Origin of the sequence: Stenotrophomonas testudinis (assembly GCF_024499815.1) — a bacterium.
GTDB lineage: Bacteria > Pseudomonadota > Gammaproteobacteria > Xanthomonadales > Xanthomonadaceae > Stenotrophomonas.
In genome coordinates this window covers 1-23,552 of the sequence record NZ_JAMOKY010000008.1, presented here as the reverse complement: position 1 = coordinate 23,552, position 23,552 = coordinate 1, and the positions used below count along the sequence as shown (strand labels likewise).

Sequence of the window (23,552 nt, the reverse complement as noted above, 5' to 3'; positions counted from 1 at the left end):
TCTAGAACGGACGACGCCCCGACAATAAGCGGGGCGTCATGACGGCAGCTCAGGAGCTTACAGCACGGCTTCCAGTTCCGGCAGGATCGCAAACAGATCCCCGACCAGGCCGATATCGGCGATCTCGAAGATCGGCGAATCCGCGTCCTTGTTGATGGCCACGATCGTGCCGGCATCCTTGATGCCGGTCAGGTGCTGGATGGCACCGCTGATGCCGACGGCCACGTACAGTTCCGGCGCGATGATCTTGCCGGTCTGGCCGACCTGCAGGTCGCTGGGCACGTAGCCGGCGTCGACCGCGGCGCGCGAGGCTCCGACGGCGGCGCCGAGCTTGTCGGCCAGCTGGAAGATCACCTTGAAGTTCTCTTCCGAACCGACGCCACGGCCACCGGAGACCACGCGCTTGGCGCTCTGCAGGTCCGGGCGGTCGCTGGCACCGGCGGCCAGGCTGACGAAGCGGGTGTGCGCAGGCAGGGTCGCATCGACGCTGGCGGTTTCAACGGCGGCGCTGCCACCCTGGGCCGCTTCCGGCCACGACGCGGCGCGCACGGTGGCGACCACGATCTGGTCGGCCGGTGCTTCGACGGTGATGATGGCGTTGCCGGCGTAGATCGGGCGCTTGAAGGTATGGCTGCCTTCCACGGCCATCAGGTCGGACACCTGGTTGACGCCCAGCAGGGCGGCCACACAGGGCATCAGGTCCTTGCCGAAGGTGGTCGACGGGCCGAAGACGTGGGTGTAACCCTTGGCCAGCTGCGCGATCTGCGGAGCCAGCACCTGGGCGATGGCCTGTGCGTTGGCGGCGTTGGCCACGGTCAGGACCTTGGCGACGCCGGCGATCTTCGCGGCTTCAGCGGCCACGGCGGCCGGATCGGCGGCCAGCACCAGCACGTCGATGCTGGCACCACTGATGGCGGCGGCGGCGCTGACAGTCTTGGCAGTGGCGGCGTTGAGCTTGCCGTCGTGGTGCTCGGCGATGACGAGAATCTTGCTCATTACAGCAGCCCCTTCTGCTTGAGTGCGGCAACCAGTTCGGCCGCGTCCTTGACCATCACACCCTTGCTGCGCTTGGACGGCGCGGCGTACTGGGTGGTCTTGAAGGTATCGGCGGCTTCAACGCCGAGGTCGGCCAGCTGCAGGCTCTCCAGCGGCTTGGCCTTGGCCTTCATGATGTCCGGCAGCTTGATGAAGCGCGGCTCGTTCAGACGCAGGTCGGTGGTGACCACGGCCGGCAGGTCCACTTCCAGCGTTTCCAGGCCGGCGTCGACTTCGCGGGTCACCGTGGCCTTGCCATCGGCAATCTCCAGCTTGCTGGCGAAGGTCGCCTGCGGGCGGCCCCACAGCGTGGCCAGCATCTGGCCGGTCTGGTTGGCATCGTCGTCGATGGCCTGCTTGCCGAGGATCACCAGATCCGGCTGTTCTTTCTCGACCAGCTTGAGCAGGGTGCGGGCGGCGGTCAGCGGCTGGATGGCCTGGTCGGTGACGACGTGAATGGCGCGGTTTGCACCCATGGCCAGGCCATTGCGCAGGTGCGCCTGGGCGTCAGCCGGGGCGATGGTCGCCACCACCACTTCCGTGGCGATACCCTTGTCGCGCAGGCGCAGGGCTTCTTCCAGGGCGATTTCATCGAAGGGGTTGGGCGACAGCTTGACGCCGTCGGTGACCACGCCGGAGCCGTCCGGCTTGACCTGAATGCGGACGTTGTAGTCCACCACGCGCTTGTACGCGACGAGGATTTTCATCTGGTACTCGATCCTTGTAGTGCCGACCACTGGCCGGCTCACAGTAACGGGAAACGTCCGGTCCTCGCACAGCAACCGGTTCGGGGGTGGGACCCTGATTCTAGCTGGCTTGGGGTGACCATGCGAATGCGTATGGTTTTGTTGCGCTGCGGCAATAAAGGCGCCCTTAAGTGCTCTTGTTCACGTCCTGCACGCAGTCATGAAGGGAAGCGCGATGTATGCTGTGCCGCTGTGTCGGGGCGCTTCAAGCGCCCCCTGGAAGCATTTAAATATCAGGAGATCAGGTAGTGTCCACTTGGCTTGTCACCGGCGGCGCCGGTTTCATTGGCGGCAACTTCGTTCTCGAAGCAGTCGCCCGCGGCGTCAAGGTCGTCAATCTCGACGCGCTGACCTACGCCGGCAACCTGAAGACCCTGTCCAGCCTGGACGGCAACCCGAACTATGTGTTCGTGCAGGGTGACATCGGCGACAGCGCCCTGGTGGCCCGCCTGCTTGCCGAACACCAGCCCGACGCGGTACTGAACTTCGCTGCCGAAAGCCACGTTGATCGCTCCATCGACGGTCCGGGTGCATTCATCCAGACCAACGTGGTCGGCACCCTGGGTCTGCTGGAGGCGGTGCGCGACCATTGGAAGGGCCTGCCGGCCGAGCAGGGCGCGGCCTTCCGCTTCCTGCACGTGTCCACCGACGAGGTGTACGGCACCCTGGGCGAGACCGGCAAGTTCAGCGAGACCACCCCGTATGCGCCCAATTCGCCGTACTCGGCGTCCAAGGCGGCGTCGGACCACCTGGTGCGCGCGTTCCACCACACCTACGGGCTGCCGGTGCTGACCACCAACTGTTCCAACAACTATGGCCCGTACCACTTCCCTGAAAAGCTCATCCCGCTGGTGATCGCCAAGGCACTGGCCGGCGAACCGCTGCCGGTGTACGGCGACGGCAAGCAGGTGCGTGACTGGCTGTTCGTCACCGACCACTGTGAAGCAATCCGTACCGTGCTGGCCAAGGGCCAGGTCGGCGAGACCTACAACGTCGGTGGCAATTCGGAAAAGCAGAACATCGAAGTGGTGCAGGCGATCTGCGCGCTGCTCGATGCGCGCCGCCCGCGCGAGGATGGCCAGCCGCGCAGCAGCCAGATCACCTACGTGGCCGATCGCCCGGGCCATGACCGCCGCTACGCGATCGATGCGTCGAAGCTGAAGAACGACCTCGGCTGGGAGCCGGCGTACACCTTCGAGCAGGGCATTGCCTTCACCGTCGACTGGTACCTGGACAACCAGGAATGGGTCAACGGCGTGCTCGACGGCAGCTACCGCCTGCAGCGCATCGGCACCAGCGCCTGAAACCGGGAGAGAACATGACGCAGCGTAAAGGCATCATCCTGGCCGGCGGCTCCGGCACCCGGCTCTATCCGATCACCAAGGGCGTCAGCAAGCAGCTGCTGCCGGTGTACGACAAGCCGATGATCTACTACCCGCTCAGCGTGCTGATGCTGGCGGGCATCCGTGAAGTGCTGATCATCAACACGCCGCACGAACAGGCGTTGTTCCAGCAGCTGCTGGGCGACGGTTCGCAGTGGGGCATGGACATCCAGTACGCCGTGCAGCCCAGCCCCGACGGGCTGGCGCAGGCCTACCTGATCGGCCGCGACTTCGTGGCCGACAAGCCGAGCTGCCTGGTACTGGGTGACAACATCTTCCACGGCCACGGCCTGCGCGACGTGCTCAAGCGCGCCGACCAGCGCGTGGACGGCTCGACCGTGTTCGGCTATTGGGTGAACGACCCGGAGCGCTACGGCGTGGCCGAGTTCGACAAGAGTGGCAAGGTGGTGGACCTGGTGGAAAAGCCGGAAAACCCGCGCTCGAACTATGCGGTCACCGGCCTGTACTTCTACGACGGCAACGCCAGTGCGCATGCTGCCGATCTGAAGCCGTCGCCGCGTGGCGAGCTGGAGATCACCGATCTCAACAAGCGCTATCTGGCCGAGGGCAAGCTGCACCTGGAAGCGCTGGGCCGCGGTTATGCCTGGCTCGATACCGGCACCCACCAGTCCCTGCTGGAAGCCTCCAACTTCATCGAGACCATCCAGACCCGCCAAGGCCTGCAGGTGTGCTGCCCGGAGGAAATCGCCTTCGGACAGGGTTGGATCAATGCTGAGCAGCTGGAGGCGCTGGCTGCCCCGCTGATCAAGAATGGCTACGGCCAGTACCTGCACAAGCTCGCCCTGCGTGGAGTCGTTCCGTGAAAGTGATTGAAACCAAGCTGCCCGGCTGCGTGGTGATCGAGCCGGCGGTGTTCGGCGATGCCCGTGGGTACTTCTTCGAGACCTGGAACGCCGAGCGCTTCGCCGCGCTGGGCCTACCGGACCGGTTCGTCCAGAGCAACGTCTCGACCTCGGCGCAGGGCGTGCTGCGCGGCCTGCATTACCAGTGGCCGCGCCCGCAGGGCAAGCTGGTCAGCGTGCTGGAAGGCGAGGTCTATGACGTCGCCGTCGACATCCGTCGCGGCTCGCCGACCTTCGGCCAGTGGGAAGCGGTGGTGCTGAGCGCGGAGAACAAGAAGCAGTTCTGGATTCCGGAAGGCTTCGCCCACGGCTTCGCCGTGCTGTCCGAGCGTGCGGTGTTCAGCTACCTGTGCACCGAGGTCTATCTGAAGGACTTCGATGCCGGCGTGCGCTGGAACGATGCCGACATCGCGGTGGACTGGCCGGTGAGCACACCGACCCTGTCGGCCAAGGATGAGAGCGCACCGTTCCTGAAGGACATCGCCGAAGACCGCCTGCCGGTCTACGTTCCATGACCGTGCTGGTATTTGGCGGCAACGGCCAGGTCGGGCAGGAACTGCTGCGCGCGCTGGTCCCGTTGGGGCCGGTGCTGGCGACCACGCGCAGTGGCCAGCTCCCCGACGGCAGTGCGTGCGAGGTGGCCGATTTCGGCCAGCCCGACAGCCTGCCGGCGCTGCTGGACCGCCTGCAGCCGTCGGTGGTGGTCAATGCTGCCGCGTACACGGCAGTCGATCGTGCCGAGCAGGACGTGGAGGCCGCGTTCGCGGCCAACGCACAGGCGCCGGGCGTGATTGCGCGCTGGTGTGCGGCCCATGGCGTGCCGTTCGTGCATTACTCCACGGACTACGTGTTCGATGGCCAGGGCAGCGCGCCCTACCGCGAAGACGAAGCGACCGCGCCGCTGGGCGTCTATGGCACCAGCAAGCGGGATGGCGAAGAGGCTGTTCGCGGCGCCGGTGGCCGCCACCTGATCTTCCGCACGGCGTGGGTGTACGCCTCGCACGGCGCCAATTTCCTGCGCACGATGCTGCGGGTGGGCGCCGAGCGCGACCAGCTGCGGGTGGTGGCCGACCAGATCGGTACGCCGACCCCGGCCGCGCTGATCGCCGATGTCACCGCACAGGCGCTGCAGCACCCCGGGCAGCTGTCGGGCACCTGGCACCTGACCGCCAGCGGCCAGACCAGCTGGCATGGATTCGCCGAGGCGATCTTTGCCGAAGCGTTGTCCAGCGGCGTGCTGGCCAAGGTGCCGACCGTCGAAGCGATTCCCAGTTCCGAGTACCCGACCCCGGCCAAGCGTCCGGCCTGGTCGGTGCTGGACAACCGCCGACTGCAGCAGGATTTCGACATCGTGCTGCCGTCCTGGCAGGACGGCCTGAAGCGGGTGATGGCGGAGATTGCCTGATAGCGGTAGCGCCGGGCCATGCCGGGCGGGTGATTGCAAGCCGCTGCGCTCGCCGGCCATGGGCCGGCGCTACCGTCAAGCCCGCAGGCGCCTGATCAACTGCGCCCGTAGGTATCCTCGAAGCGCACGATGTCATCCTCGCCCAGGTAACTGCCGGACTGCACTTCGATCAGCTCGAGCGGCAGCTTGCCCGGATTGCGCAGGCGATGGGTCACGCCCAGCGGGATGTAGGTGCTCTGGTTCTCGCTCAGCAGGATCACCTCGTCGCCGCGGGTGACCTCGGCGGTGCCGCTGACCACGATCCAGTGTTCGGCGCGATGGTGGTGCATCTGCAGGCTCAGCGTGCCACCCGGCTTGACCGTGATGCGCTTGACCTGGAAACGCTCGCCGTTGTCGATCGAATCGTAGGCGCCCCACGGGCGGTAGACCTTGCGGTGCCAGGTGGCTTCGTTGCGGCCGTCGGCCTTCAGCTGCGCCACCACGGTCTTGACCTCCTGCATGCGATCGGCCTTGCCGACCAGTACCGCATCGTCGGTCTCCACTACGATCACATCGTCCAGGCCGACCATCGCCACCAGGCGCTGGCCGTAGGCGTAGGTGTTGCGGCAGTCGATGGCGATCACATCGCCCTGGTGGGCATTGCCTTCGCCATCCTGCTGCGAGACATCGCGCAGCGCGGTCCACGAGCCGACGTCGTTCCAGCCTGCGTCGAGCGGAATCACCACCGCGTCGGCGGTCCTTTCCATCACTGCATAGTCGATGGAATCGGATGGCACCGCGGCGAACGCGTCCTTGTCCAGGCGGGTGAAGTCGGCATCGCGGCGCGACTGCTGCCACGCCGTGCGACTGCCGGCCAGCATCGCCGGCTGGAAGCGTTCAAGCTCCTGCAGGTAGCGCGACGCCTTGAACAGGAACATGCCGCTGTTCCAGTAGTACTGGCCGCTGGCCACGTAGCTGCTGGCGGTGTCCAGGTCGGGTTTCTCGACGAAACGCTCGACGGCGCGCAGTCCCTGGCCATCGGCCGCCTTGATGTAGCCATAGCCCGTTTCCGGGCCCGTGGGCACGATGCCGAAGGTCACCAGCTTGCCGGCTTCGGCCGCGCTGGCAGCCGCCTGCACGGCGCTGCGGAATGCTGCCTCATCGGTGATTACGTGGTCCGAGGGCAGCACCAGCAGCAGCGCATCGGCACCGTCACGGGTGGCTTCCAGGGCAGCCACCGCGATCGCTGGCGCGGTGTTGCGGCCAACCGGCTCGAGGATGATCGCGGCAGGCGCCGCGCTGACCTGCTGTAGCTGCTCGGCGGCAACGAAGCGGTGTTCCTCGTTGGCGATCACCAGCGGCCCGCGGCTGGCGATGGGCGCCACCCGCTGCCACGTGGCCTGCAGCATGGTCAGCTGGCCGGCCAGCGGCAGGAACTGCTTCGGGTAGGCCTCGCGCGACAGCGGCCACAAGCGGGTGCCGGAGCCACCGGACAGGATGACAGGCTGGATGATGCTCATGATCTTCCTTGATTACTGCTGGATAAGGCGGGAGAGTTCGTCGGTGCGTGCCTGCATCAGCGCTGCATCACCGCGGGCTTCGACATTCAGGCGCAGCAGCGGCTCGGTGTTGGAGCTGCGCAGGTTGAAGCGCCAGTCGCCGAAATCGGCGCTGATGCCGTCGGTGTGGTCCAGCGCCGGCGCCTGTGCGGCGAAGTGCTCCATCACGCGCTCGACGGCCGCCTTGGCGTCAGCCACCTTGAAGTTGATCTCGCCGCTGCAGGGGAAGGCCGCCATGCGGTCTTCCACCCAGTCGGCCAGCGAGCGGCCGCTCTCGGACACCAGCTGCGCGATCAGCAGCCACGGGATCATGCCGGAGTCCGCATAGGCGAATTCGCGGAAGTAGTGGTGGGCGCTCATCTCACCGCCGTACACCGCGTCCTCGGCGCGCATTTTTTCCTTGATGAAGGCGTGGCCGCTCTTGCACAGCACCGGCACGCCGCCGGCCGCTTCGACCATTTCCACCGTGTTCCAGACCAGGCGCGGATCGTGCACGACCTTGCCGCCCGGCTGGCGGGCGAGGATGGCCTTGGCCAGCAGACCGACCAGGTAGTAGCCCTCGATGAAGCGGCCGGTGTGGTCGAAGAAGAAGCAGCGGTCGAAATCGCCGTCCCAGGCGATGCCGAAGTCGGCACCGTGTTCGCGCACGGCCTCGGCGGTGGCGGCGCGGTTTTCCGGCAGCAGCGGGTTGGGGATGCCATTGGGGAAGTTGCCATCGGGTTCATGGCAGATGCGGATGAATTCCAGCGGCAGGTGCGGCGCGAGCAGGTCGACGATGGCGCCGGCACCGCCGTTACCGGCGTTGACCACCAGCTTCAGCGGCTTGAGCTTGCTGGCGTCCACGTAGCTGAGCAGGTGGTCGATGTAGGCGCTCTTGTCGTGGCGCGCGGTCTGCGCTGCGCTCGCCGGCTGCGCGCTGCCGGTATCGGCGGCCACGGCGTCGGAGATCGCGAACAGGCCGGTGTCGGAGCTGATCGGCCGTGCGTTTTCCTTGACCAGCTTCATCCCGTTGTAGTCCATCGGGTTGTGGCTGGCGGTCACCATCACGCCACCGGCGGCGCCCAGGTGGTCGGTCTGGAAGTAGACCTCCTCGGTGCCGCACAGGCCGATGTCGATCACCTCGCGGCCGACGCCGCGCAGGCCGGCGGCGAGCGCGTCCTGCAGGGCCGGGCTGGTCAGGCGGACGTCATGTCCCAGGACCACCGGGCCCGGAGCGAGCTGAGCATCCAGCGCCACGCCGATGCGGCGGGCCAGGTCTTCGTTCAGTTCTTCCGGCACGCGGCCGCGGATGTCATAGGCCTTGAAGGCGGGCAGGGGCATCGGTCAATTCCATTGTGGGCACAGCCCGCGATTGTAGCGCCAGCCCTGTATGGGAATCGTTTTCATGCCGCAATGGGACCTGACCGGCCGACGCTTCAGGCCCGCGCCAGCCGCCCCCGCTTGCCCTTCGGCACCACCCCCGGCAGTGGCGCCAGCAGTGCTTCCAGATCCTCATCGTTGAAGCGCGGACCGCTGGCGTTACCACCTTCGAGAATGGAATCGGCCAGCGCCGCCTTGCGCTGCTGCAGCTCGGCAATGCGTTCTTCGATGCTGCCGGCGGCGATCAGCCGGTAGACGAACACCGGTTGCTCTTGGCCGATACGGTGGGCGCGATCGGTCGCCTGCCGTTCGGCAGCCGGGTTCCACCAAGGGTCAAAGTGGATGACCGTATCGGCAGCGGTCAGGTTCAGGCCGACACCACCGGCCTTCAGGCTGATGAGGAAAATCGGCACCTCACCCGCCATGAACCGCTGCACCGGCGTGGCCCGGTCCTGGGTATCGCCGGTCAGCTGCACATGAGCCAGGCCCATCTCATCCAGTGCCTGTGCGATCAGCGCCAGCATGCTGGTGAACTGCGAGAACAGCAGGATGCGCCGGCCTTCTTCCACCATCTCCGGCAGCATCTCGCGCAGCAGGTCCAGCTTGGCCGACGGCGCACTGCGCTTGCCGGTCTCACCGGGCAGCAGCCGCGGGTCGCAGCAGACCTGGCGCAGCTTCAGCAGGGCGTCCAGCACCAGGATATGACTGCGTCCCAGGCCCTGCGCGGCCACGGCTTCACGAACCTTGGCTTCCATTGATGCGCGCACGGTTTCGTACAGATCGCGCTGTGCGCCTTCCAGCGCCACCGTGCGGGTGATCTCGGTCTTCGGTGGCAGCTCGGCAGCGACCTCGTCCTTGCGCCGGCGCAGCATGAACGGGCGCAGGCGCTGGGCGAGCAGGTGCGCGCGCTGCGGGTCGTGGCCGCGCTCGATGGGATGGCGCCAATGCTGGTTGAACTGCTTCTCGTTGCCCAGCAGGCCGGGCAGCAGGAAATCGAACTGCGCCCACAGCTCGCCCAGGTGGTTTTCCAGCGGCGTACCGGTCAGGCATAGGCGATGGCGCGCGTGCAGCGTGCGCATGGCGATGGCCGCCTTCGATTTTGCGTTCTTGACCTGCTGTGCCTCGTCGAGGATCAGCAGGTGATAGTCGTGGGCCAGCAGGGCCTCTTCATCGCGCCACACCAGCGGGTAGGTGGTCAGTACCAGATCGTGTTCGCCGATGCGATCGAAGTGGGCGGCCCGGTCGGCGCCATGCAGCGCCAGCACACGCAGGTCGGGGGCGAAGCGGGCCGCTTCACTGGTCCAGTTATGCAGCAGCGAGGTGGGCACCACCACCAGCGCCGGCTGCTGCAGCCGGCCCTGTTCCTTTTCCAGCAGGATATGGGCCAGGGTCTGCAGTGTCTTGCCCAGGCCCATGTCGTCGGCCAGCACGCCGCCGAGGTCCTGCTGCCGCAGGTACTGCAGCCAGGCCAGGCCCTGCAGCTGGTAAGGACGCAGGGAGGCGGCCAGCCCGGCCGGGGGAGTGACCTCGGTTGGCGCCGGAGTCTGGATCAGCCGCTGCACCAGCGCACGGGTGTCCTGGTGGCCCTTGAACTGCAGGCGCGCATCGTCCTGCAGGGCGCGCAGGCGGCCACGGTCACGCGCCGATACCCGCAAGGGGGCATCGCGCTGGGTGAACAGATCGGCGAGCAAGGCAATGACCGGCTTCAGGCGCGCGGCGCGAATCGCCAGATGAGTGTTGTCGTCGGCCGACAGCATCACGTGCTCGTCGTCATCGATGGCATCGATCTGCCCGCGCAGCCAGCGCGGATCGGTCTGCAGCACCGTGTGCAGCAGCGGAGCCAGCGGCACGGTGCGGCCATCGACCTGGATGTCCAGGCCGAGATCGAACCAGCCGTCTTCCGTCTGGCTGGGCTGGATGTCCAGATCGATATCGTCGATCAGGGTGATGCGGTGGCGGAAATCGTCATCCACCTCCACTTTCCAGCCGAGCGCTTCCAGCTGCGGCACGTCCTGCAGCATGAGCCGGGTCCAGTCCTGGCTGCGCAGGACGAACTGCGGTCCTGCGCCCTCCAGCGAGGCGCGGGGCGCCGTATCGCGGTGCAGGTGGAAGCCGCGCAGTTCGCGCTCGCGGCGCGCCTCTTCGGCAGGGTCGCGCGGCAGCAGGGCCAGATCGCCGTTGGCGTCGTGAACGAACACGTTGGGGTCATCCAGGAAGCGCACGTGTTCGTCGTATTCGAAGGCAACGGTCGCAAAGTCCGCCCACCGCGAGGGCCCGCGACGGCTCATCCATGCCGGGCGGTACTCGAAACTGTGCAGGCGCAGTACGGGCGTCATCGCGCTGATCTGCAGCGTACGCATCGCATCAACCGAACCGGGGCGCGGCAGTGCCGGGTCCATCTGCTTCAGCACCTGCGCCACCACCGGCGCTTCGGTGGGCAGCAGGGGCGGCAGGGAGAGAAAGAAATCCGCATCCTGGATGCTCACATCGAGCAGCAGCGGCCCCACCTCGCCGGTAACGGGGTCGAGGTAGCCGGCGGCATTGCCCAGTACCAGGCCCTCGGCATCGCCGTCCAGGTGCAAGGAAGGAAACGACAGAAGCTCGCCATCCACCTCGTCCACCTCCCAGTGCAGCATGCCCTGGCGCGGCGCGCCGGCGCGTGCGGGCACGCGATCTCGCCCGCAGAAGACCCAGCCGTGGCCGCTGGCAACGATCAGTGCCAGCGTGGCGCCGATGTCGATGCGCGGCTCAGGCGTAGTGGCACGGCGCTCAGCCCAGAGCTGGGCGATGACCGATATGTCCGCCGGGGTCAGGTAATTGGGCGGGGTGAGCAGCATCTCGGCGGTGATTTCGGACCACTTGCCGAACTCGATGCCCCCATCTGCGCGGTACTTCACCTTGCGCATCAGCACCGACGGGCGGTGATTGACCGTGGACAGCTCAAAGACCACGCCATTGCGGACTGGCTTGGCCGGCTGGCTGCGCATGGCCTGCCAGCGCGACAGTTCCGCAAGCAGCTGCGGGCGCACGGGCTGCTCCAGTCCGCCGTCGGTCCCGACACCTACCGGGAACCATTCATCATCTTCGATGGCCCCATCCAGCAGGTAGACCATCAGCGTGGCGGCCATGTGTTTGCAGTTCTGGCCGACCGGGCAGGAGCAGTCTCCCTGCAGGCGGCTGCGGGGCGTGCGCATGCTTGCCGCCAAGTCGATCTCTACGCGGTAAGGCCGCGCGGCGGTGCCCTGCACCTCGGCGATGAGCACATCGCCGTGGCGTTCCAGCTGGCTTACTCCGCCCATGCACCGCTCGCTGCGGGTCAGCGTGGCGTCATCGAACCAGCGGGCCAGATCCTCATCGGTGTAGTGCAGAGACATCGTTTCCAGTGCCGGCGGCAAGCTCCCGTCGATTCGCCATTCTAGCGGGAGCCCGGCAGCAGGCCCATAAATGCTGCGGCGCATCCCAGTCATAGGGCGGGCCCCGGCTAGAATGCGCTGATTCTTCCCCCGTAGGGCTGTAGAAATGGAACACGCAACTTCCAGCGGCAAGCGCAGCAAGCGCTTCGCCTCGGCGGCGGAGGCCCTGCAGGGCGTCATCGCCGATGGCCAGACCCTGGCCGTGGGCGGCTTCGGCCTGTGCGGCATTCCCGAGGCGCTGATCGCCGCGCTGCGCGACAGTGGTGCCAAGGGCCTGACCGTGATCTCCAACAATGCCGGCGTCGATGGCTTCGGCCTCGGCCAGCTGCTGGAAACGCGTCAGATCAAGAAGATGATTTCGTCCTACGTGGGCGAGAACAAGGAATTCGAACGGCAGTTCCTGGCCGGTGAGCTGGAACTGGAGTTCAACCCGCAGGGCACCCTGGCCGAGCGCCTGCGTGCCGGTGGTGCGGGCATCCCCGCGTTCTTCACCGCCACCGGCTACGGCACGGTGGTGGCCGAAGGCAAGGAAACCCGTGAGTTCGACGGCAAGCACTACGTGATGGAAACCGCGCTGCGTGCCGACGTCGCCCTGGTCAAGGCCTGGAAGGCCGACGAGGCCGGCAACCTTGTGTTCCGCAAGACCGCGCGCAACTTCAACCCGGCCTGCGCGATGGCCGGCAAGGTCTGCATCGTGGAAGTGGAAGAGGTGGTGCCGGTGGGCGCCATCGACCCGGACCAGGTGCACCTGCCGGGCATCTACGTGCACCGCATCGTGCACAACGCGCATCCTGAAAAACGCATCGAACAGCGCACCATCCGCGCGGAGGGCAACTGACATGGCGTGGACCCGTGACGAGATGGCGGCGCGTGCCGCCCGCGAACTGACCGATGGCGCCTACGTGAACCTCGGCATCGGCCTGCCGACCCTGGTCGCCAACCACATTCCCGAAGGCGTGGACGTGTGGCTGCAGTCGGAGAACGGCCTGCTCGGCATCGGCCCGTTCCCGGCCGATGCCGAAGTGGACGCCGACCTGATCAATGCCGGCAAGCAGACCGTCACCGCGCGTGCCGGTGCCAGCTATTTCGGCAGCCATGACAGCTTCGCGATGATCCGCGGTGGCCACGTCAACCTGGCCATCCTTGGCGCCATGCAGGTGACCGACAAGGGCGACCTGGCCAACTGGATGGTGCCCGGCAAGATGGTCAAGGGCATGGGCGGGGCGATGGACCTGGTGGCCGGCGTGCAGCGCGTGGTGGTGCTGATGGAACACACCGCGAAGAACGGCGAGCACAAGATCCTGGCCGAATGCTCGCTGCCGCTGACCGGCGTCGGCGTGGTCGACCGCATCATCACCGACCTGGCCGTGTTCGACGTGACCGACGACGGTCTGGTGCTGGTGGAAGCGGCGCCGGGCGTGGCCGATGACGAACTGAAGGAAAAGACCGGCGTGCCGTTCCGCCGGATGTGATCGAACAAAGGGGGCCGTGTGGCCCCCTTTGATCAGCTGCGCCGTGCGTAGGCGTAGTCCGAAGCGGCCGGTTCCGGTTCGCCGATACATGCCGCAGCGGTCATCACGCGTAATCCGCTCTGCTCGCAGCAGGTGCCCAGTACGCGCTCGATGGCATGTGCCAGGGTGCCATCGACCTGGCCCTGTTCGGCATCAAAGGCGCTGCGATGGAGGTGTGCGTCCAGCAGCGGGCGCAGGGCCTGCAATCGCCACCAGCCCATGCTGCCGGCGCCGAATACCTCTGTATCCGCGGCCGCAGGAAGGCCCAGCCGCACGCGCAGCCGCTGCAGTGCCGGTCCATTGCCGCCGATGAAATCGACGACACGCAGCAGGTGCCCTTCGGCCACCACCATGCCCAGGCCCGGGTCTGCCTGGAACGCGGCGTGGATGCGCGCGGCGCGTCCGCCCTGGACCAGACGCTGCAGCAGTTCCTGCCGCCACTGGTCACCATTGTCGCGATGGGTCGAGCGTTTCGTATGCAGCTTGAGCACCACATCGTGGTGGTCCTGCAGCAGCCGCTCGGCCACCTCCAGGAACGGCAGGATGTCGCGCCCCTGGTTGGCGGTCGGGATCACCTCGCCCGCCAGCCCGTGGCTGGCCAGCGCCTGTTGGACGGCTTCCACCTGCGCGGCCGGGGTGGTGACGACGATCCGCCACGGCAGCGAGGCTTCACCTAGCGCGGACAGGACGTCGGGCAGGGTCTCCAGGTACCAGGCATGCAGGTGCACCGCAGGTGCCTGTTGTACCGTAGGTGCCGGCGACAGCGCTTCGCGCGTGGCCTGCAGCCACGCATGGCCCAGTCGTGCATCCGGTTCCAGCACGGCGCCTTCGGCCCACTCGTTCCATGCATTGATGAAGACCAGCCGCTGGTCCTGCGGCGCCGCCGCCAGGCGCTCGTGCACCGTCCGGCGCAGCCAGTCGCGATAACCGCGCGGTGAGGCGTGCAGGTACACCCGGCCACGGCCGGAGCGCCGTGCCTCGTTGTCCCAGCCGGGATTCACGCCGGGGTAGAGCGGGTAGTCCGGCAGCGGCCGCGCGCCGATCTCGGCAGCCAGTTCGCGCCAGTCACGCACGTCGCCGTTGAACTCAGGATTGAGCAGCCACTGCTGCGCGGACAGCGAGGCAGGGTTGCTCATGTTAGGCGGGAATTCGACGGCGGCATCGAAGCCGATGTCGCGCGGATCGGGCCGCTCGAAGCCCTGCACATAGGCCAGGTGGATCTCGCCGACACCGTGGTCGCGGCACCAACTTCGCCAGCGCTCCGCGGTCGCCCGTGCATCGGGCATCAGGTGCGGGCGGTAGACCAGCAGTATCGGCCTGCCATCGACCTTCAGTGCGCGCCGGTCACGCAGGTACGGTGCTACGTGGGCGATGAAGGCCAGGTCATCCTCGGCGCTGTGCTGCTGGCCGATCAGGATGTCCTCGTCGCGGCCATCCCAGCGACGCGCCCAGTTCTCGTTGGCCCAGCACAAGCAGAACGGCAGATCGATGCTGTCATCGGCCAGCCACTGCTGCAGCGGGTCCTCCATCAGGGTGCGGCCACTGAACCAGTAGTAGTAGAAGCAGAACGCGCCGATGCCATGTTCGGCGGCGAGCTTCGCCTGGTCGCGCATCACCTGCGGGTTGCGCAGGTCGTAGAAGCCGAGATCGGCAGGCAGGCGCGGTTGGATGTGGCCTTCAAACTGCGGCAACGCGCGGGTGACGTTGCGCCACTCGGTGAAGCCCTTGCCCCACCACGCGTCGTTCTCGGCGAAGGTGTGGAACTGCGGCAGGTAGAAAGCGACAAGGGTCGCCGGCAGCGGGGTAGGCAGGGCGTCCTGCCGATAGCTGCGGTGGCCGATCGCGGCCTCGTCGGCACGCCAGCGCAGCTGCGCGCCCGAACGGGGGCCGTCGGTGTCCTGCTGACCCTTGGGCGGCGGCGGCACCCAGTCACCATGGCGGGCCAGCAGGCGGGTCCGCAGCCGGTCGCGCTGCCCCTCGGACAGTGGCAGCAGCCGGAAGGCCGCACGCAGCAGCGGGAACAGGGCCTGGCGCAGGCTGCCGCTCATTGCGGCACGCGCCGGGAAGGGCGGGCGAGGGCGGGCATGGACGTCGTGGAATGGGTCATGGACGCATTTTCGACGCTGGCGGCCATCACGGCAAACCGGATCGCGGCGGCTGCCGTGCTAGCGTGGCGCGATGCTGTTCCCCACCGACCTGCCCAATGCCGACGTCCAGCACCTGCCGGGCTGGCTGCCCGCCGACGCTGCCGATGCGCTGCTGCCGGCGCTGCAGGCGGAACTGCCGTGGGAGGTGCACCGCATCCGCATGTTCGGCAACTGGGTGGATTCGCCGCGGCTGAGCTGCTGGATCGGTGATCCGCAGGCGCGCTATCGCTATTCCGGCGCCGAGTTCGTGCCGCACCCCTGGCCGCCGCGGCTGCAGGCCCTGCGCGAGCGCCTGCAGGCGCAGGGCATCGGCGCGTTCAACAGCGTGCTGGTCAACCGCTACCGCACCGGTGGCGATTACATGGGCTGGCACAGCGATGACGAACCGGAGCTGGGGCCGTCGCCGCTCATTGCCTCGCTCAGCCTGGGCTCGGCGCGCCGGTTCCTGCTGCGGCGGCGCGACGATCCCGCGCGCAAGGCCGAATTCCTGCTCGGTCACGGCGACCTGCTGCTGATGGGCGGCAGCACCCAGCGCTTCTACCAGCACGCGCTGCCTAAGATGGCGCGGGTGCAGGGCGAGCGCATCAATCTGACGTTCCGCTGGATCCAGCCGCGTTGAGGGCGCTCCGCCGGGCATGGCCCGGCGCTACCAGGATTGAACAAGGGGTAGCGCCGGGCCATGCCCGGCGAGCGCAGCGGATACGGTTCAGCGCTTCGGCGCGGCCGTGTCGCTCTGCCCGTTCACCAGCGTCCAGCCCACCACGTCCTGCGCCAGCTGCTGCAGGCCACGCTCGAAGGCGGCGGCCACGGCCGCTACGTCGGTGCTGCCTACCGGCTGCGCCTGGCGGAACGTGCGGTCGGCCACCACGCGCTGGTCGGTGGTGTGGATCAGCTTGGCGTTCACTTCGATCACCACGGTCGGCGTAGCCTGGCCCTGGTAGTCCGATTCGAAGCGGCGGATATCAGTGGCCAGCTTGTAATCGGCGCGGATGCCGGCGGCGGTGCGGGCCACGCCGCGCAGGCGGCCGGAATCCTCGAAGCCGCGCAGCAGGGTGTCTTCGATGATGTCGGTGGCAGGCTGTGCCCAGCTGGCACCCTTGTAGATCTCCAGCTCGGACGGCGTCGGCCGCACGTTGATGCGCGGGCTGTCGACCATGCGCGCGGCGCTGGGCTTGGACACCACCAGCTGCCAGTCGGCCTGCGGCCAGGCCGGGTCGACCTTCACCTGCACGGCGGGCGAATACAGGGTGACCGGGATCTTGTCGCCGCTGCCGAGGATCGAGCAGCCACCCAGCAGGGCGACGGCCGAGGCGGCCAGCAGCAGGCGCGGAAGGGTCATCGGGCTCATTTGGGTTCGAACTCCTTCGGTGCGTCGCGGCCCAGCAGGTAGCGCGCGGGGTTGTTCTCGAGGCGGTCGCTGACCCGGCGCAGGTCGCGGATCAGGCCACGCAGTTCGTTCAGCGTCGGGCCCAGCTGGCCCAAGCCATCGTTGGCGAAGCTGTTGATGGCCGCACGGTTCTCGCCGAGGATCGAATCGGCATTGCCGGCCGCCGAATCAAGCTTGCCGAGGGTGGCGTCGAGCTTGTCGATGATGCCCGGCAACTGCTGCACCAGGTTCTTGTCCAGGCGCTCGATGGTGCCGTTGGTGGTCTTCAGCGTGGTGTCCAGGCTGCGTGCGGCATCGCGCGCGCTGAGCAGCAGCGCCTGGGTGCCCTGGTCACGGTCGGCCAGGCCGCCGCTGATCGTCTCCAGGTTGGCCAGGGTGGCGTTGATCGAGGCCACGTTGCGATCACTGAGGACCTGGTCCATGCGTTCGACGATGCGGTTGGCCACGTCGGTGATGTTCTGCAGCGCCGACGGCGTGGTCGGGATGATCGGCGCCGGATCCTTGTTGACCGTGGTCAGCGTCGGCGCCTGCGGCGTACCACCGCTGAGCTGGATGATCGACGGGCCGGTCAGGCTGGTGATCGCCAGCTTGGCGCGGGTATCGGTCTTGACCGGGGTGTTGGAGTTCAGGCGGATGCGCGCCACGACCTGGCGCGGGTCGTCCGGCACCAGGTTCAGTTCGGTGATCGAGCCCACCGCGATGCCGTTGTACTGCACCGGGCTGCCCACCGACAGGCCGGTCACCGCCTCGCGGAACACCACGCGATACTCCTGCCAGGTGCGGTCGGAAGAATACTTGGCTGCCCACAGGCCGAAGGCCAGCAGGGCCAGGCCGGTGATCAGGGTGAACGCACCGATCAGCACGTAGTTGGCTTTGGTTTCCATGGCTCAGGCACTCTTGATCTGTTCGCCGCGTGCGGCACGCGCGCGGGGTCCGTGGAAATATTCCTGGATCCACGGATGGTCCAGTTGCTCAAGTTCGGACAGCGGCGCGTTGGCCACCACCCTGCGGTCAGCGATCACCGCCACCCGGTCGCAGATCGCATACAGCGTGTCCAGGTCGTGGGTGATCAGGAACACGGTCAGGCCCAGCGCTTCCTGCAGGGTCTTGATCAGGCGGTCGAAGGCGGCCGCGCCGATCGGGTCCAGGCCGGCGGTGGGTTCGTCCAGGAACAGCAGTGGCGGGTCCAGCGCCAGCGCCCGCGCCAGGCCGGCGCGCTTGCGCATGCCGCCGGACAGCTGCGAAGGCAGTTTGTTGATTGCATCGGCGGGCAGGCCGGCCAGCTTCACCTTCAGCAGGGCCAGTTCGTAGTGCCAGCGCTCGGGCAGCTCGCGGTGGTGTTCCTTCAGCGGCACCTGCACGTTCTCGCCCACGGTCAGCGAGGAGAACAGGGCGCCATCCTGGAACAGCACGCCGGTGTTGCGCTCGATGTGAAGGCGGCTTTCGGCATCGTCGGCGCGCGCGTCGCGGCCGAGCACCTCGATCTGCCCCTCGTCTGGCACGCGCAGGCCGAGGATCGAGCGCATCAGCACCGATTTGCCGGTGCCCGAACCGCCGACCACGCCGAGGATCTCGCCGCGGCGCACGTCCAGGTCCAGGCCTTCGTGCACGGTCTGGCTGCCGAAGCGGTTGACCAGCCCGCGCACGCGGATGGCCAGGTCGTGGCCCTGGTCGTCCTGCATGGCGGTGTCGGTGGGGGTGTCGTGTGCGTTCATGTCACCAGTCCATGTGCATGAACCACAACGCCGCGAAGGCGTCGATGATGATGACCAGCGAGATGGTCTGCACCACGCTGGAGGTGGTGCGTTCGCCCACCGACTGCGCCGTGCCTTCCACCTTCAGTCCTTCGAGGCAACCTATCAGGCCGATCACCAAGGCAAAAACCGGCGCCTTCGACAGGCCAACCAGCAGGTGCCGCACTTCCATGGTTTCGTGCATGCGCGCGATATACATCTGCGGTGGAATATCCAGATCGAACGCGCCGACGGTGATGCCGCCAGCCAGGCCGGCGATCATCGCGATGAAGGTCAGCAACGGCAGGGTCACCAGCAGGGCGAGCAGGCGCGGCAGCACCAGCAGGTCGACCGGGTCCAGGCCCAGCGTGCGCATCGCATCGATTTCCTCGCGCGCCTTCATCGCACCGATCTGCGCGGTGAACGCACTGGCGGTGCGGCCGGCCAGCACGATGGCGGTGAGCAGTACGGCGAACTCGCGCAGGAAGGCGATGTTGACCAGTTCGACCACGTAGATCTCCGCGCCGAAGTCGCGCAGGATGGTCGAGCCGAGGAAGGCGATGACCGCACCAACCAGATAGGACAGCAGCGCCACCAGCGGCACCGCATCCAGGCCCACCTGCTCCATCTGGTGCACGGTAGCGGTCAGGCGGAAGCGCCGTGGTTCCTTCACCAGCCGCGCGGCCTTCACCAGGTTCTCGCCGAGGAAGCTGCACAGCGCCTTGATGTTGTGGGCAGTGGCATGGACGCTGATGCCGAGGCGTTCAAGCGCGGCCAGTACGCCGAAATCGCGCTTGGGCTTGGGGCGGTCGTCGGCCACTTCCTCGATGGTGCACACCAGCGCCTGGTGGTCAGCGCGGAACTGCAGGGCGTGCTCGCCGAGATCGGCACGATGGGCCACGCGCAGCAGCTGCAGTACGCCGGCCGAGTCCAGCTGTTCGATGCCGGTGGCATCGATGCCGGTCAACGTGTCGGGAATGTCACGCAGCACCTCGGCCGCGTCCAGCGCGGTCTTCAGGGTCCAATGCCCGGACAGGCGGATCAGCCCGGGATCGTGGGCGTCCTGTTCAAGCCGGGGGGCGTGGTTCGGGGTCATGGGGGCCATTCGGCTCGCAGCATAACCGTTTCGCCCTGCGCGTCGCGTCGAACCGGGATGAATTTATCCGGCCGGGCTCTGCGTGGGTGATACTACGGCGCATGTCCGCCGATGCTCACGCCATTCCCACGCCCCAGGCCACCTATGCACAGCGCGTGGCCTTCGTTTCCGAGATCGCCGGACGCCTGCACAGCTATGGCACCACGGCCCAGCGGCTGGAGGCGGCCGTGGTCGCGCTGGCACTGCAGCTGGACCTGGACTGCGAGCCGTGGTCCAACCCCACCGGCATCATCCTCAGCTTCAGCGACCCGGCACGCGCCATCGGTTCCAGCGACATCACCCGGGTGATCCGCCTGGCGCCGGGCGAGAACGACCTGCACAAGCTGAGCGTGGCCGACCGCATCGCCGAAGAAGTGGCCAATGGGCGCATGAGCCTTGCACAGGGCCATACCGCGCTGCGGCAGCTGGACAAGGATCCCGGCCGCCGCGGCAAGCTGCGCACCATCCTGTCCTTCAGCCTGGGCGCGGCCGGCGTGGCCGGCATGTGGAAGCTGCCGTGGCTGGACATCGCCACCGCCGGCGTCATCGGCCTGATGATCGGCCTGCTGGGCATGATCACCGATCGTCGACCGGCCACCCGCGAAGCGGGCGAAGCGCTGGCCGCGCTGCTGGCCGGCATGGTCGCCACGCTGGTGGCCGCCTTCATCGGTGCGCTCAATCTCAATACCGTCATCATCGCTTCGCTGGTGGTGCTGCTGCCCGGCATGTCGCTGACCAATGCGGTCAATGAACTGGCCAGCCAGCACTGGGTATCGGGTACCGCGCGTTTCGCCGGTGCGCTGACCACCATCATGAAACTCAGCGTCGGCGCGATGATCGCGGTGACCCTGGCCGATGTGCTGGGCCTGGAGCCGGTGATCCGTGCCGCGCGGCCGCAGGGACCATGGGTGGAATGGGGCTCGTTGCTGACCGCGGCGTTCGCCTTTGCGATGCTGTTCAAGGCCAACCGTCGCGATTATCCGTGGGTGATGGCGGCTTCGGTGGCCGGTTATGCCATTTCCAAATTCGGTGGCCACGCCTGGGGCGCACCGGCCGGTATTTTCCTGTCCGCGATGCTGCTGACCGCCGGCGGTAATCTGTTCGGCCGCCTGGTCGGGCGCCCGGGCGCGATCATCCGTCTGCCGGGCATCATCATGATGGTGCCGGGCAGCACCAGCCTGCGCGGCGTGCTGACCCTGGTGCAGCAGCAGGACGTGGGCGCCGGGCAGGGCGTGTTCCTCACCGTGCTCAACGTGGTGATGGCGCTGGTGGCCGGCCTGCTGTTCGGCAACCTGCTGATGCCGGCCCGCAAAACCCTGTGACGGTGCAAAAAAACGCCGGCTTTCGCCGGCGTCTTTCATTCCAACCTGATATTCGGCCTTACGCCTTCTTGATCAGGAAATCTTCCGGCTTCTTGCCGCCCTTGGCGGTCAGTTCGGCCATCCAGCGCGGCTGCTTGCCACGGCCGGTCCAGGTTTCCTTCGGGTTGGCCGGATTACGGTACTTCGGGGCAACCTTGCCCAGCTTGCGGCCGGCGGTCTTCGCCGGTGCCTTGGTGGCCTTCGTCGCCTTGCGGGCGCGCGGGGCGGCCGGGGCATCACCGAACAGTTCCTCGATGGTGTAACCCTCGGCCTTGGCCAGCTTGCTCAGCTGGGCACGCACCTTGGTGATCGGGCGACGCTTGGCCACGATGGTCTGCTGCTTCTTGGCGGTACGGATCAGGGCGCCCAGCTCGCGTGCCGACAGGCCGCTCAGGTCGATGCTCATTAACGATTACTCCGGAAACTGAATTAGGGACAGGGACGAGCCGGTCCGTGGCGTCGCGGGACAGAATAATGACGAATTAATCCCAGCACAAACATCGGCAGTCGCGACATGGCGGCCGGATGGCCCCAATGCGTCTATTTTGACCGGATTATGTCCGGCGCAGCTGCTGGTGCGCACAAAACAGGCAAAAAAAAGACCGGGGCAGGCCCCGGTCTCTCTGGTCAGCCCTGCAGTCGCTGCAGCAGGGTGGTCTTGTCCAGGCTTTCCGCCTCGCTGGCACGGCGCGAACGGTATTCGAAGGTGCCGGCGGCCAGGCCGCGTTCGCTGACCACGACCCGGTGCGGGACGCCGATCAGTTCCATGTCGGCGAACATGGCGCCCGGGCGCAGGCCACGGTCGTCCAGTGCCGCATCCAGGCCCGCATCGCGCAGCTCCTGCAGCAGGCCAGCGGCAGCATCAGCCACGCCGGCGTCGCCCTTCGGGTTGATCACGCACACCACCACCTGCCACGGCGCCATCGCCTCGGGCCAGATGATGCCGGCGTCATCGTGGTTCTGTTCGATCGCCGCAGCGACCACGCGGGAGATGCCGATGCCGTAGCAGCCCATCGCCATCACGGCGGCCTTGCCGTTCTCGTCCAGCACGGTGGCGTCGAGCGCGGCGGCGTACTTGCGGCCCAGCTGGAAGACGTGGCCGACCTCGATGCCGCGGGCGATCTTCAGCTCGCCGCCATCGACGGCGCGGTCACCAGCCTGCACGTTGCGGATGTCGGCCACTTCCGGCTCGGCCAGGTCGCGGCCCCAGTTGACGCCGGCCAGGTGGAAACCGGCCTCGTTGGCGCCGACGACGAAGTCAGCCATGGCCGCCACTTCACGGTCGGCGATCACGCGGATGGCTTTGGCCGGGGCGACCGGGCCGAGGAAGCCCGGCACGCTGCCCAGGTACTCGGCGATTTCCGCCTCGCTGGCGAAGCGCTGGTCTTCCAGGCCGGCAACCTTGCCCAGCTTGATCTCGTTGACGTCGTGGTCACCGCGGACCAGGGCCAGCACGAAGCCGGCTTCGGTCATCAGCGCCACCGACTTCACGGTGCGGGTCAGGTCGAGGCCGAGCAGGGCAGCGACGTCCTCGCAGGTCTTCTGCGTGGGCGTTTCCACCTTGCGCATGGCTTCGGTGGCAGCCGCGCGCGGTGCCGGATCGGCGGCCACGGCCGCTTCCATGTTGGCGGCATAATCCGAGCCGGTGGAGAACACCAGCGCGTCTTCGCCCGAATCGGCGATGACGTGGAATTCCTGCGAGGCATCGCCACCGATGGCGCCGGAATCGGCCTGCACCATGCGGAAATCGAGGCCCAGGCGGGTGAAGATGCGGCTGTAGGCCGCCTTCATGTTTTCGTATTCGCGCACCAGGCAGTCATCGTGCAGATGGAACGAATACGCATCCTTCATCAGGAATTCGCGCGCGCGCATCACGCCGAAACGCGGGCGGATCTCGTCGCGGAACTTGGTCTGGATCTGGTAGAAGTTGACCGGCAGCTGCTTGTAGCTGGACAGCTCGCTGCGCGCGAAATCGCAGGCCGCTTCTTCGGCGGTGGGGCTGTAGCAGAAGGTCTGTTCCTTGCGGTCCTTGATCTTCAGCAGCTGCGGGCCGAACTTTTCCCAGCGGCCGGTCTGCTCCCACAGTTCCTTCGGCTGGATGGTCGGAATCTGGAATTCGACGGCACCGGCGCGGTCCATTTCCTCGCGCACGATGCGCTCGACCTTGCGCAGCACGCGCAGGCCCAGCGGCGACCAGGTGTACAGGCCCGATGCCAGCTTGCGGATCATGCCCGCCCGCAGCATCAACCGGTGGCTGGTCAGCTCGGCGTCGCTGGGGGTTTCCTTGGTGGTGTGCAGGTGGAACTGGGAGAGGCGCATCGGCGGCTTCGGATAACGGCAGAGACGCCTATTCTGCCAGCCCGGCCGGGGGTTTGTACCGGCAGGGCTTGCAGCCCTGCACCCGCAGAGGCCACAGCCGAAGCAACAGCAGAGGCTGGTTTCCTGAGGGGAGGGTGGGGTGGGGGGGGGGGGGGGGGGGGGGGGGGGGGGGGGGGGGGGCGGGGGGGGGGGGGGGGGGGGGGGGGGGGGGGGGGGGG

19 protein-coding genes and 1 pseudogene are annotated in these 23,552 nt (G+C 67.3%); 8 read left to right on the top strand and 12 right to left on the bottom strand.

All coding sequences use genetic code 11. The features are described from left to right. Nucleotides 1–57: 57 nt before the first annotated feature. Both NQ204_RS07060 and NQ204_RS07055 read right to left on the bottom strand, forming a co-directional pair. The gene (locus NQ204_RS07060) at nt 58–996 is read right to left on the bottom strand and encodes an electron transfer flavoprotein subunit alpha/FixB family protein (RefSeq protein WP_256643453.1); all 939 of its coding nucleotides are present in this window, start codon (nt 994–996) and stop codon (nt 58–60) included. Next, nucleotides 996–1,742, bottom strand: coding sequence for an electron transfer flavoprotein subunit beta/FixA family protein (locus NQ204_RS07055; RefSeq protein WP_116863419.1), 747 nt, complete (start codon nt 1,740–1,742; stop codon nt 996–998). Before NQ204_RS07055 ends, NQ204_RS07060 begins: the two co-directional genes overlap by 1 nt. Before the next feature lie 287 nt (nt 1,743–2,029). On the opposite strand from NQ204_RS07055, the gene rfbB reads away from it, so the two are divergent. Genes rfbB through rfbD form a run of 4 tightly spaced genes read left to right on the top strand, consistent with a single transcriptional unit; the run spans nt 2,030 to nt 5,431 of the window. Continuing rightward, the gene (gene rfbB, locus NQ204_RS07050; RefSeq protein ID WP_256643452.1) at nt 2,030–3,085 is read left to right on the top strand and encodes a dTDP-glucose 4,6-dehydratase; all 1,056 of its coding nucleotides are present in this window, start codon (nt 2,030–2,032) and stop codon (nt 3,083–3,085) included. 14 nt (nt 3,086–3,099) lie between these two features. Then, nucleotides 3,100–3,987: a glucose-1-phosphate thymidylyltransferase RfbA gene (gene rfbA, locus NQ204_RS07045; RefSeq protein WP_241883044.1), complete on the top strand. Its 888-nt coding sequence runs from the start codon at nt 3,100–3,102 to the stop codon at nt 3,985–3,987. Continuing rightward, complete coding sequence (gene rfbC / locus NQ204_RS07040; protein ID WP_256643451.1) at nt 3,984–4,541, top strand: dTDP-4-dehydrorhamnose 3,5-epimerase; 558 nt, start codon at nt 3,984–3,986, stop codon at nt 4,539–4,541. The genes rfbA and rfbC overlap by 4 nt, the downstream gene beginning before the upstream one ends. Beyond that, nucleotides 4,538–5,431: a dTDP-4-dehydrorhamnose reductase gene (rfbD, locus tag NQ204_RS07035; RefSeq protein ID WP_256643450.1), complete on the top strand. Its 894-nt coding sequence runs from the start codon at nt 4,538–4,540 to the stop codon at nt 5,429–5,431. Before rfbC ends, rfbD begins: the two co-directional genes overlap by 4 nt. A 95-nt stretch (nt 5,432–5,526) precedes the next feature. Here rfbD and NQ204_RS07030 read toward each other — a convergent pair whose 3' ends face one another. The 3 genes from NQ204_RS07030 to NQ204_RS07020 form a co-directional block, all read right to left on the bottom strand. Further along, nucleotides 5,527–6,930: a mannose-1-phosphate guanylyltransferase/mannose-6-phosphate isomerase gene (locus tag NQ204_RS07030; RefSeq protein ID WP_256643449.1), complete on the bottom strand. Its 1,404-nt coding sequence runs from the start codon at nt 6,928–6,930 to the stop codon at nt 5,527–5,529. A gap of 12 nt (nt 6,931–6,942) precedes the next feature. Further along, complete coding sequence (locus NQ204_RS07025; protein ID WP_256643448.1) at nt 6,943–8,289, bottom strand: phosphohexomutase domain-containing protein; 1,347 nt, start codon at nt 8,287–8,289, stop codon at nt 6,943–6,945. 95 nt (nt 8,290–8,384) lie between these two features. After that, nucleotides 8,385–11,702: a DEAD/DEAH box helicase gene (locus NQ204_RS07020; protein ID WP_256643447.1), complete on the bottom strand. Its 3,318-nt coding sequence runs from the start codon at nt 11,700–11,702 to the stop codon at nt 8,385–8,387. A 145-nt stretch (nt 11,703–11,847) separates the two neighbouring features. Here NQ204_RS07020 and NQ204_RS07015 point away from each other — a divergent pair, with 145 nt between their 5' ends. Together NQ204_RS07015 and NQ204_RS07010 are read left to right on the top strand one after the other, a co-directional pair. Continuing rightward, nucleotides 11,848–12,579 (top strand): CoA transferase subunit A, encoded by a 732-nt coding sequence (locus NQ204_RS07015; RefSeq protein ID WP_200733322.1) that lies wholly within the window; start codon nt 11,848–11,850, stop codon nt 12,577–12,579. Between the two features lies 1 nt (nt 12,580). After that, the gene (locus tag NQ204_RS07010; RefSeq protein WP_256643446.1) at nt 12,581–13,213 is read left to right on the top strand and encodes a CoA transferase subunit B; all 633 of its coding nucleotides are present in this window, start codon (nt 12,581–12,583) and stop codon (nt 13,211–13,213) included. A gap of 32 nt (nt 13,214–13,245) precedes the next feature. Here NQ204_RS07010 and NQ204_RS07005 read toward each other — a convergent pair whose 3' ends face one another. Beyond that, nucleotides 13,246–15,300, bottom strand: a complete 2,055-nt coding sequence (locus tag NQ204_RS07005; RefSeq protein WP_256643445.1) for a glycoside hydrolase family 99-like domain-containing protein — start codon at nt 15,298–15,300, stop codon at nt 13,246–13,248. A 130-nt stretch (nt 15,301–15,430) separates the two neighbouring features. On the opposite strand from NQ204_RS07005, the gene NQ204_RS07000 reads away from it, so the two are divergent. After that, complete coding sequence (locus NQ204_RS07000) at nt 15,431–16,018, top strand: alpha-ketoglutarate-dependent dioxygenase AlkB family protein (protein ID WP_256643444.1); 588 nt, start codon at nt 15,431–15,433, stop codon at nt 16,016–16,018. Between the two features lie 87 nt (nt 16,019–16,105). Here NQ204_RS07000 and NQ204_RS06995 read toward each other — a convergent pair whose 3' ends face one another. Genes NQ204_RS06995 through NQ204_RS06980 form a run of 4 tightly spaced genes read right to left on the bottom strand, consistent with a single transcriptional unit; the run spans nt 16,106 to nt 19,624 of the window. Further along, complete coding sequence (locus NQ204_RS06995) at nt 16,106–16,747, bottom strand: ABC-type transport auxiliary lipoprotein family protein (RefSeq protein WP_256643443.1); 642 nt, start codon at nt 16,745–16,747, stop codon at nt 16,106–16,108. Next, a complete protein-coding gene (locus NQ204_RS06990; RefSeq protein ID WP_116863408.1) occupies nt 16,744–17,670 on the bottom strand; it encodes an MlaD family protein in 927 nt (308 codons plus the stop codon). The genes NQ204_RS06995 and NQ204_RS06990 overlap by 4 nt, the downstream gene beginning before the upstream one ends. Before the next feature lie 3 nt (nt 17,671–17,673). Further along, the gene (locus tag NQ204_RS06985) at nt 17,674–18,501 is read right to left on the bottom strand and encodes an ABC transporter ATP-binding protein (RefSeq protein ID WP_207776471.1); all 828 of its coding nucleotides are present in this window, start codon (nt 18,499–18,501) and stop codon (nt 17,674–17,676) included. A gap of 1 nt (nt 18,502) precedes the next feature. After that, nucleotides 18,503–19,624, bottom strand: coding sequence for an ABC transporter permease (locus NQ204_RS06980; protein ID WP_256643442.1), 1,122 nt, complete (start codon nt 19,622–19,624; stop codon nt 18,503–18,505). A 92-nt stretch (nt 19,625–19,716) separates the two neighbouring features. Between NQ204_RS06980 and NQ204_RS06975 the strand changes: the two genes are divergently transcribed. Next, nucleotides 19,717–20,976 carry a threonine/serine exporter family protein gene (locus NQ204_RS06975; protein WP_256643441.1) on the top strand — a complete coding sequence of 420 codons (1,260 nt, stop codon included), beginning with the start codon at nt 19,717–19,719 and terminating at the stop codon, nt 20,974–20,976. 64 nt (nt 20,977–21,040) lie between these two features. On the opposite strand, the pseudogene NQ204_RS06970 reads toward NQ204_RS06975, so the two are convergent. Together NQ204_RS06970 and NQ204_RS06965 are read right to left on the bottom strand one after the other, a co-directional pair. Then, a pseudogene (locus tag NQ204_RS06970) lies at nt 21,041–21,421 on the bottom strand (H-NS histone family protein); the annotation flags it as partial. Between the two features lie 221 nt (nt 21,422–21,642). Continuing rightward, on the bottom strand, nt 21,643–23,334 hold the full coding sequence (locus NQ204_RS06965) for a proline--tRNA ligase (protein ID WP_256643440.1): 1,692 nt from the start codon (nt 23,332–23,334) through the stop codon (nt 21,643–21,645). Nucleotides 23,335–23,552: the final 218 nt, after the last annotated feature.

Coding starts and splice junctions, on each gene's coding strand:
- rfbD (WP_256643450.1), top strand. CDS start 4,538: ATGACCGTGCTGGTATTTGGCGGCAACGGCCAGGTCGGGCAGGAACTG.
- NQ204_RS06965 (WP_256643440.1), bottom strand. CDS start 23,334: ATGCGCCTCTCCCAGTTCCACCTGCACACCACCAAGGAAACCCCCAGC.
- NQ204_RS06985 (WP_207776471.1), bottom strand. CDS start 18,501: ATGAACGCACACGACACCCCCACCGACACCGCCATGCAGGACGACCAG.
- NQ204_RS06980 (WP_256643442.1), bottom strand. CDS start 19,624: ATGGCCCCCATGACCCCGAACCACGCCCCCCGGCTTGAACAGGACGCC.
- NQ204_RS06990 (WP_116863408.1), bottom strand. CDS start 17,670: ATGGAAACCAAAGCCAACTACGTGCTGATCGGTGCGTTCACCCTGATC.
- NQ204_RS07025 (WP_256643448.1), bottom strand. CDS start 8,289: ATGCCCCTGCCCGCCTTCAAGGCCTATGACATCCGCGGCCGCGTGCCG.
- rfbA (WP_241883044.1), top strand. CDS start 3,100: ATGACGCAGCGTAAAGGCATCATCCTGGCCGGCGGCTCCGGCACCCGG.
- NQ204_RS07055 (WP_116863419.1), bottom strand. CDS start 1,742: ATGAAAATCCTCGTCGCGTACAAGCGCGTGGTGGACTACAACGTCCGC.
- NQ204_RS07015 (WP_200733322.1), top strand. CDS start 11,848: ATGGAACACGCAACTTCCAGCGGCAAGCGCAGCAAGCGCTTCGCCTCG.
- NQ204_RS07005 (WP_256643445.1), bottom strand. CDS start 15,300: ATGAGCGGCAGCCTGCGCCAGGCCCTGTTCCCGCTGCTGCGTGCGGCC.
- NQ204_RS07060 (WP_256643453.1), bottom strand. CDS start 996: ATGAGCAAGATTCTCGTCATCGCCGAGCACCACGACGGCAAGCTCAAC.
- NQ204_RS07020 (WP_256643447.1), bottom strand. CDS start 11,702: ATGTCTCTGCACTACACCGATGAGGATCTGGCCCGCTGGTTCGATGAC.
- NQ204_RS07000 (WP_256643444.1), top strand. CDS start 15,431: ATGCTGTTCCCCACCGACCTGCCCAATGCCGACGTCCAGCACCTGCCG.
- NQ204_RS06975 (WP_256643441.1), top strand. CDS start 19,717: ATGTCCGCCGATGCTCACGCCATTCCCACGCCCCAGGCCACCTATGCA.
- NQ204_RS07030 (WP_256643449.1), bottom strand. CDS start 6,930: ATGAGCATCATCCAGCCTGTCATCCTGTCCGGTGGCTCCGGCACCCGC.
- NQ204_RS06995 (WP_256643443.1), bottom strand. CDS start 16,747: ATGAGCCCGATGACCCTTCCGCGCCTGCTGCTGGCCGCCTCGGCCGTC.
- NQ204_RS07010 (WP_256643446.1), top strand. CDS start 12,581: ATGGCGTGGACCCGTGACGAGATGGCGGCGCGTGCCGCCCGCGAACTG.